The 528-nt window shown below is 57.4% G+C and carries 1 rRNA gene; it reads right to left on the bottom strand.

Annotated features, from left to right (window positions below):
* Positions 1 to 528: ribosomal RNA gene (locus AB0C16_RS40360) — 23S ribosomal RNA — on the bottom strand; the annotation flags it as partial.

Raw genomic sequence — 528 nt, 5'->3', positions numbered from 1 at the left:
GTCAGTCCGTATACATCGCCTTACGGCTTCGCACGGACCTGTGTTTTTAGTAAACAGTCGCTTCTCGCTGGTCTCTGCGGCCACCCCCAGCTCACCGAGTAAATCGGATCACCAGTGATGGCCCCCCTTCTCCCGAAGTTACGGGGGCATTTTGCCGAGTTCCTTAACCATAGTTCACCCGAACGCCTCGGTATTCTCTACCTGACCACCTGAGTCGGTTTAGGGTACGGGCCGCCATGAAACTCGCTAGAGGCTTTTCTCGACAGCATAGGATCATCCACTTCACCACAATCGGCTCGGCATCAGGTCTCAGCCTTAATGCGCGACGGATTTACCTATCGCACGGCCTACACCCTTACCCCGGGACAACCACCGCCCGGGATGGACTACCTTCCTGCGTCACCCCATCACTCACCTACTACCACCTTGGGTCAGCGGCTCCACCACTCCCCTTTGCCCGAAGGCTCCAGGGCGGCTTCACGGCCTTAGCATTAATGGGCTCGATGTTTGACGCTTCACAGCGGGTAC

Origin of the sequence: Nonomuraea sp. NPDC048916 (assembly GCF_040649575.1) — a bacterium.
Lineage (GTDB): Bacteria > Actinomycetota > Actinomycetes > Streptosporangiales > Streptosporangiaceae > Nonomuraea.
This window is presented reverse-complemented; position numbering and strand designations above follow the sequence as displayed.